This window comes from uncultured Porphyromonas sp. (assembly GCF_947254915.1).
Taxonomy (GTDB): Bacteria; Bacteroidota; Bacteroidia; order Bacteroidales; family Porphyromonadaceae; genus Porphyromonas.
This window is the reverse complement of record NZ_CAMYEZ010000118.1, coordinates 1-6,780: the sequence shown is the minus strand read 5'-3', so window position 1 is coordinate 6,780 and position 6,780 is coordinate 1. Positions and strand designations below refer to the sequence as shown.

6 protein-coding genes are annotated in these 6,780 nt (G+C 56.6%); all 6 read left to right on the top strand.

Features of this window, described 5'->3' with window-relative positions; translation table 11 throughout:
* Nucleotides 1-145: 145 nt before the first annotated feature.
* Genes Q0X57_RS07035 through rlmB form a run of 6 tightly spaced genes read left to right on the top strand, consistent with a single transcriptional unit; the run spans nucleotide 146 to nucleotide 6,745 of the window.
* Nucleotides 146-1,354: a DNA polymerase III subunit beta gene (locus Q0X57_RS07035; RefSeq protein WP_297729532.1), complete on the top strand. Its 1,209-nt coding sequence runs from the start codon at nucleotides 146-148 to the stop codon at nucleotides 1,352-1,354.
* A 10-nt stretch (nucleotides 1,355-1,364) separates the two neighbouring features.
* Nucleotides 1,365-2,132 (top strand): 3'-5' exonuclease, encoded by a 768-nt coding sequence (locus Q0X57_RS07030; protein ID WP_297729529.1) that lies wholly within the window; start codon nucleotides 1,365-1,367, stop codon nucleotides 2,130-2,132.
* A 31-nt stretch (nucleotides 2,133-2,163) separates the two neighbouring features.
* Nucleotides 2,164-3,393, top strand: coding sequence for a bifunctional phosphopantothenoylcysteine decarboxylase/phosphopantothenate--cysteine ligase CoaBC (coaBC, locus tag Q0X57_RS07025; RefSeq protein ID WP_297729525.1), 1,230 nt, complete (start codon nucleotides 2,164-2,166; stop codon nucleotides 3,391-3,393).
* Nucleotides 3,394-3,397: 4 nt separating this feature from the next.
* Nucleotides 3,398-4,318, top strand: a complete 921-nt coding sequence (locus tag Q0X57_RS07020) for a DUF4835 family protein (RefSeq protein ID WP_025882956.1) — start codon at nucleotides 3,398-3,400, stop codon at nucleotides 4,316-4,318.
* Nucleotides 4,319-4,326: 8 nt separating this feature from the next.
* Complete coding sequence (gene recN, locus Q0X57_RS07015; RefSeq protein WP_297729522.1) at nucleotides 4,327-6,009, top strand: DNA repair protein RecN; 1,683 nt, start codon at nucleotides 4,327-4,329, stop codon at nucleotides 6,007-6,009.
* Complete coding sequence (rlmB, locus tag Q0X57_RS07010; RefSeq protein ID WP_007366126.1) at nucleotides 6,002-6,745, top strand: 23S rRNA (guanosine(2251)-2'-O)-methyltransferase RlmB; 744 nt, start codon at nucleotides 6,002-6,004, stop codon at nucleotides 6,743-6,745. The genes recN and rlmB overlap by 8 nt, the downstream gene beginning before the upstream one ends.
* Nucleotides 6,746-6,780 lie beyond the last annotated feature (35 nt).

The following is a 6,780-nucleotide window of genomic DNA, read 5'->3' as shown; positions in this document are numbered from 1 at the left end:
ATCTCTCACCTCTAATCTCTAACTTCTAACCTCTAATTTCTCCCCTCTAATCTCGACCTTCTAACCTCTCAACTCCAGCTTTCCCCTTTGTCGTGGAGAGAGTTTTTATTATCTTTGTGGTATAATCAGTAGATAGGAATCATATATGAAGTTTACCGTCAATAGCAACGAGCTCTCCACGCTCTTGCAAAATGTGGGACGCCTTGTCCCTGCGAGCAATGTCTCTATGCCAGCGCTGGCTAACTACCTCTTTGAGGTGACTCCCGAGCGGATCTCCGTGACGGGTGGGGATACGATGATGCGCTCGACTGGTGTGATCGCTCCGCTAGAGTGTGATGGCGATATGCACTTCCTGATAGCTCCTACTCCGCTACTAGACTATATCAAGTCGCTGCCCGTACAGCCGCTGACACTGGAGATGCAGACGACCGAGGAGGGGGCGAGATTTATCCACTTGATCCACTCAACGGGATACCTTGACATACCCATCGGAGACGCCGAGCTCTATGTCTCTCGTGAGTCTCCCGAGGATAGTGAGGGGGCTGCGATGATGAGTATGAATAGCTCTAGCCTCCTCTCAGGCATATCGGCCGTACTACCTGCGGCTTATCCCGACACGTCTCGTGAACAGCTACACGGTGTACACTTTGCTATGCTTGCTGATCGTCTAGAGCTCTGCGCAACGGACAATGTACAGCTCGTCCGCTACATAGATTACGATGCGAAGATTGTTGAGAAGGAGGGTGAGGGCATCCAAACTTCACTCAAGGATCCAAGCTTCACACTCCCGATCAAGGTCTCTAGCTTCCTCCAGTCTATCCTGCCAAACTTTGCCAATGAGGAGGCGCTAGTCATTTTCAATAATAAGCAGGTGGAGGTGCGCTTCGGCACTTACAATGTGGTCTCGCAGGTGAGTGTGCTAGACTTCCCCAATTACAACGGGCTCCTCCCCGACGCGATGACCTATATGATTGAGATAGACGGTCAAGTCCTCCAGCGCGCTACGACTCGTGTCAACTATCTGAGCAATATCGTGGGGCTGGGCGCTGACTCAAGCTTGCTCTGTATCACTTTTGAGGCGCATGCGATGGTGATGAAGGGGGGCTTCTACGCACAGGGCGCTAATACGCCTGGAGTTGACGTCGAGGAGCGTATACCGGTGGACTATCCTGAGCAGATGGAGGGGATGCAGATCACCTTTAAGACGAATACCTTCATCAAGTTCCTCAAGGCATTCAACGCTGAGAGCCTACAACTACACATTACCAATGCTACGCAGCCGATTATGATCACGCCGACTAAGGTGGCTGACCAGACGGATCTGCGAGGTATCACGGCTCCTGTACGTATTTAAGGATTAGGCTATGAAGTTACAGCTGGAACGTCCGCTAGTTTTCTTTGACATAGAAGCTACGGGACTGGATATTACGAATGACCGCATCATTGAGTTGACCATCCTAAAGCTGATGCCCGATGGCGAGCGGATCGTACGGACGCGACGCTTCAACCCTGAGATGCCTATCCCAGCCGAGAGCACGGCGATACATGGTATCACGGACGAAGATGTGCGTGACTGCCCTCCCTTTAGAGCTTGTGCCAAGAGCTTGGCGGAGCTGATCGACGGGTGCGACCTAGCGGGCTACAACTCGCAGCGCTTTGACCTACCGATGCTCGGAGAGGAGTTTCTCCGTGCTGGCGTAGAGGTGGATCTGCTCGCTATGCAGCACATTGACGTGCAGACGATCTTTCACAAGATGGAGCCACGTACCCTTGAGGGGGCTGTACGCTTCTACTGTCATCGTGAGCATATCGGAGCGCACGGTGCAGAGGCGGACACGATCGCTACGCTCGATGTACTGATGGCGCAGCTGGATAAGTATGGCGATGAGCTCCCACACAGCGTCAAGGAGCTGTCTGACCTGACTACTTATCATCGCAATGTAGACCTTGCGGGACGCATTGTCCTAGACGACAACGACGTGCCAGTCTTTAACTTTGGCAAGCACAAGGGGCGCTCCGTCGAGGAGGTCTTTGGCCAAGAGCCAGGCTACCTCAGTTGGCTACTGCAAGCGGACTTCTCACGAGACACGAAGCGTCAGTTCCTCCTGATCAAGGAGCGGATGAAGCCTTAGAACGAGCCCTCACGCCACACGAGAGATAGCCATGCGCTTACAGAATAAGCATATAGTCGTAGGGATCACGGGCGGGATAGCCGCCTACAAGAGCGCCTCGCTCGTACGCCTGCTGGTCAAGGAGGGTGCCGAGGTGCAGGTGGTTATGACGCCTGCGGCTAAGGAGTTCATCACGCCACTGACGCTCGCCACGCTCTCACAGCATGCGGTGGTCTCAGACTTCTTCGATCGCCGGGACGGCTCGTGGCATAGTCACGTGACGCTGGGCACGTGGGCTGATCTGATGATCATAGCGCCGGCTACGGCTAGCACGATCGGCAAGATGGCTCACGGCATTGCCGACAATATCCTCGTGACCACTTACCTAGCGATGCGTGCGCCGGTGCTGATTGCGCCAGCGATGGATCTAGATATGTGGTCTCACCCGACGACTGCCCGCAATCTGGAGATACTGGCGCAAGACGGTGTGGCGCAAGCGTTGCCCGCTGAGGGCTTTCTCGCGAGTGGTCTGACGGGTCGTGGACGTATGCAGGAGCCGGAGGAGATCTTAGAGCAGGCGGTCGCGATGCTCTCGGACACAAAGGCGAAGCTACCCTTAGCGGGGGAGTGTGTCACCATTACGGCGGGGCCTACTTACGAGCCGATCGACGATGTACGCTTCATTGGCAACCATTCGTCGGGACTGATGGGCATCTCATTGGCGGAAGCTTTTGCGCAGCAGGGCGCTGAGGTGCATTTGGTCTTGGGACCAACGCATCTACGGCCGACCAACTCGCACATTGTCGTACACTCCGTGATGACTGCCGAGGAGATGCTGGCGGCGGCTGAGGAGACCTTCGGGCGTAGCTCGGTAGCGGTCTTTGCAGCAGCGGTGGCTGACTACCGACCCGAGGAACGTGTCCAGGGAAAGATCAAGAAGGAGCGTCGTGGCGGTGAGCAGATGCAGCTCACGCTGACGCAAAATCCCGACATCGCAGCGACCCTTGGGGCGAAGCGTCGTGCGGGACAGTACTTAGTTGGCTTCGCTCTAGAGACTTCTGTGGACACTTCGGCAGCCGAAGGCAAACTTCGTAGCAAGCATCTCAACGCAATCGTGCTTAACTCGACGAGCGATGCGGGAGCCGGCTTTGGAGTCTCGACGAATAAGGTGCTAATCCTGGACAAAGCGGGCGCTCGTTGCGACTTACCTCTGGAGAGTAAGGCGGTTGTGGCGAAGCAGATCGTGGACTTCGTCTTAAAGCATCGCACGCAGCTCGTTTAGTCTTATGAACTTCCACCAGATGAAGCGTCTACTCCTCGCCCTTGTGGCAATACTTCTGTGGCTTCCTCAGCAAAGTCTGGCGCAAGAGCTGAATGCTCGCGTCACGGTCAATGCAGATCGCCTCGGCTCCTCCGCTGATCAGGCGATCGTGTCCGACTTAACCCAGCAATTGACCGACATGATCAACCAAACGCGCTGGACGAACGCCACCTTTTCACCCGTAGAGCGCATCGAATGCGCCTGGGGGCTGAACCTTTTGACCGCTTCTGATGACGGTCTCTACACGGCCGAGCTGAGCATCTCCGCACAGCGTCCCGTCTACGGTGCCTCCTATACGACTCCTCTGGTGGTACATCTGGACCGTGAGCTCAACTTTCAGTACGCTCCCTACCAGCAGCTGGTCTATTCGCCGACACAGATTGACAATAACCTTGTGGCGACGGTCGCTTTCTACGCTTATCTCATCTTAGCCTTGGACTTTGACTCCTTTGCGCCCCTAGGAGGCGACTACGCCGCACGACAGATGCAGCAACTAGTGGCGACAGCTCAGCAGATGATGGACTGGTCGGGCTGGAAAGCTTACGCTAGCGACAACAACCGCTACGCTATCAGCCAAGCTTACAACGATCCAGCGCACCAATCGTGGCGAAACTACTGGTATCAGTACCACCGCCAGGGACTAGACCTCCTCACGAGCAACTTACGGCGTGGGTATACCAACATACTTGACCAACTCTCCCTCCTCGAGGAGACATGGCAGGCGAATAGTCTGTCACCGCTCCTACAGATCTTCGCACAGACCAAGCTAGACGAGCTACCTCTTCTGGTAGAAGGCGCTTCGCAGGAGAGCCGTACGGCAGCTTACAAGACACTCTCCAAGATCTTCCCGACAGAAGGGAGCAAGCTCTCAGCCTTAAAGAAGTAATCCGCCACATGCTGCACAGCTTATACATACGGGACTACATACTCATCAAGGAGCTCACCTGCACCTTCCCCACGGGACTCATAGCGGTCACTGGCGAAACGGGAGCGGGCAAGAGTATCTTCGTCTCAGCCCTGCAGCTGCTAGCGGGAGGTCGTGCCGACATGTCGACCATTCGTCAGGGTTGTGCGAAAGCCGTCATCGAAGGCGAGTTCACTCAGCTCAGCCCTCAGGTCCTCGAATGGATGCAAGCGCAGGAGCTAGAGGCCGAGGAGAGCTGTCTCGTACGACGTGAGATACGACAGACGGGACGTAGTCGCATCTTCGTCAATGATACCCCCGTAACCCTCGCTCAGCTGGAAGAGCTAGGCGCACTCCTGCTAGACGTTCACTCGCAGCATCGCAACCTTTTGCTCCGTGAGGGCGCTTATCAGATCGCACTTATCGACTCGCAGCTAGGCGCCGAGGCCGATCTCGTCGAGGCTTACCACCGATCCTACCAGCGCTACCACGACAACGCCATACGACTTAAGAAGCTTCGCACAGAGGCGCAGCAAGCCGAGGCGGAGTACGAGATCAACAGCCGAGCCTACGAAGAGATCTCAGCGCTCAAGCTCGAGCAGCACTCGCTCACCGACCTCACCGACGAGGCCGAGCGACTCACCCACACGCAGGAGATACAGGAAGGTTTGCAGAGTATCCTTGCGCTCCTAAACAGGCCTCACAGTATCGTTGATCAGCTCACCACGGCGCAGGAGCAGATGGAGCAGACCGCCGCTTACCTTCCCGAGCTCAGCAACTATACCGAGCGCATGCGGAGCCTCGTCATCGAGCTAGACGACATCGAGAGCGACCTAAGCCGTCTGCAGGGCGAGGTCGCTTACAATCCCTCACGCCTAGAGGAAATCAACACCATCCTAGGCGGGGTCAATGCTTTACTCAAAAAGCATAACCTCTTATCCACCGAAGAACTCATCGAGTACAGCCAAGAGCTTGGTGCTAAGCTCGCTCACACCGCTCAGTACGAGCAAGAGTTAGCTACACTACGCACCGAAGTCCTCCAGCAGCGCACCGAAGTGCTCACCCTAGGCAAGCAACTTCACGAGGCACGCGCCAAAGCTGCTAAGGCCATCGCACGAAGCGTCACCGAGACGCTCTGCCAGCTGGAGATGCCGCACGCACGCTTTGACATAGCCCTGCAGCTCCTCGACAAGCCGACCGAGCGAGGTATGGATCAGGTTGACTTCCTCCTCTCAGCCAACAGCGATCAGCCACTCCGACCCGTCACCGACATCGCTTCGGGCGGTGAGATAGCCCGACTGATGCTAGCGCTCAAAGCGCTGCGCAGTCAAGCCACCACAAGCTCCGCCGAGCTAGCCAGCTCGCCCGCCATCGTTTTTGACGAGATCGACACCGGCACCTCCGGCATCGCCGCCTCCCGCATAGGCGACATGCTCCACACGATGGGCGAGCGCCAGCAGATCTTCGTCATCACCCACCTCCCGCAGATCGCCTCGGCAGCCACCCAGCATATACTCATTTATAAAGAGGAGACCAACGGCGAGACCCACTCGCACCTCCGCCTCCTCACCCCCGAAGAGCGCATCAGCGAGATAGCGCGCCTCCAGAGTGGCGACCAGATCACACCCGAGGCCATCGCTGCCGCACACACATTACTCACAGCTCATGATTAAGCAAAAACTCATCTACGGCATCCACGCTCTCACTGAGAGCCTCGCCTCCCATAGCGACATAGACAAGATCTATATGAAAAAAGGAGCCGCCACAGGCGAACTCCTAGAGATCAAACGCACCGCACGTGCCCAGGGCATCCCCGTCATGGAGGTCCCCGCCGAGCGTCTCAACCGCTTCACACGAGGTGCCCACCAAGGGGTCGTGGCGCTCATCTCGCCGATCACTTACACCCGTCTAGAGTCGCTCATACCGATGCTTTATGACGAGGGGCAGATGCCTTTCATCGTACTGCTCGATGGAGTCACCGACGTGCGCAACTTCGGCGCCATCGCTCGTACCTGCGAATGCGCTGGCGTCCACGCTATCGTCATCCCCGAGCGCGACAGCGTCTCCGTCACGGCCGATGCGGTCAATGCTTCCGCTGGAGCACTCATGCGCATCCCCGTTTGCCGTGAGCGTGACCTCGTGACCGCTTGTCGCTTCCTACGCGATAGCGGGCTGCAGCTCGTCGGAGCCGATGTGGATGCCACGACAAACTATACCTCCCTCCCGATGACGCCACCCCTCGGCATCGTCATGGGCTCGGAGCAAAAAGGCATCTCCACGGGCGTCCTCAAGCAGCTCACCGACCGCGTCTCCATACCTCAGCTGGGACAGATCTCCTCGCTCAACGTATCGGTCGCCACCGGCATCATGCTCTACGAAGTTGTCCGTCAGCAAGGCGCAACACTATAAAAGTTCACAATACAATCAGAAGTATACTATGAAAA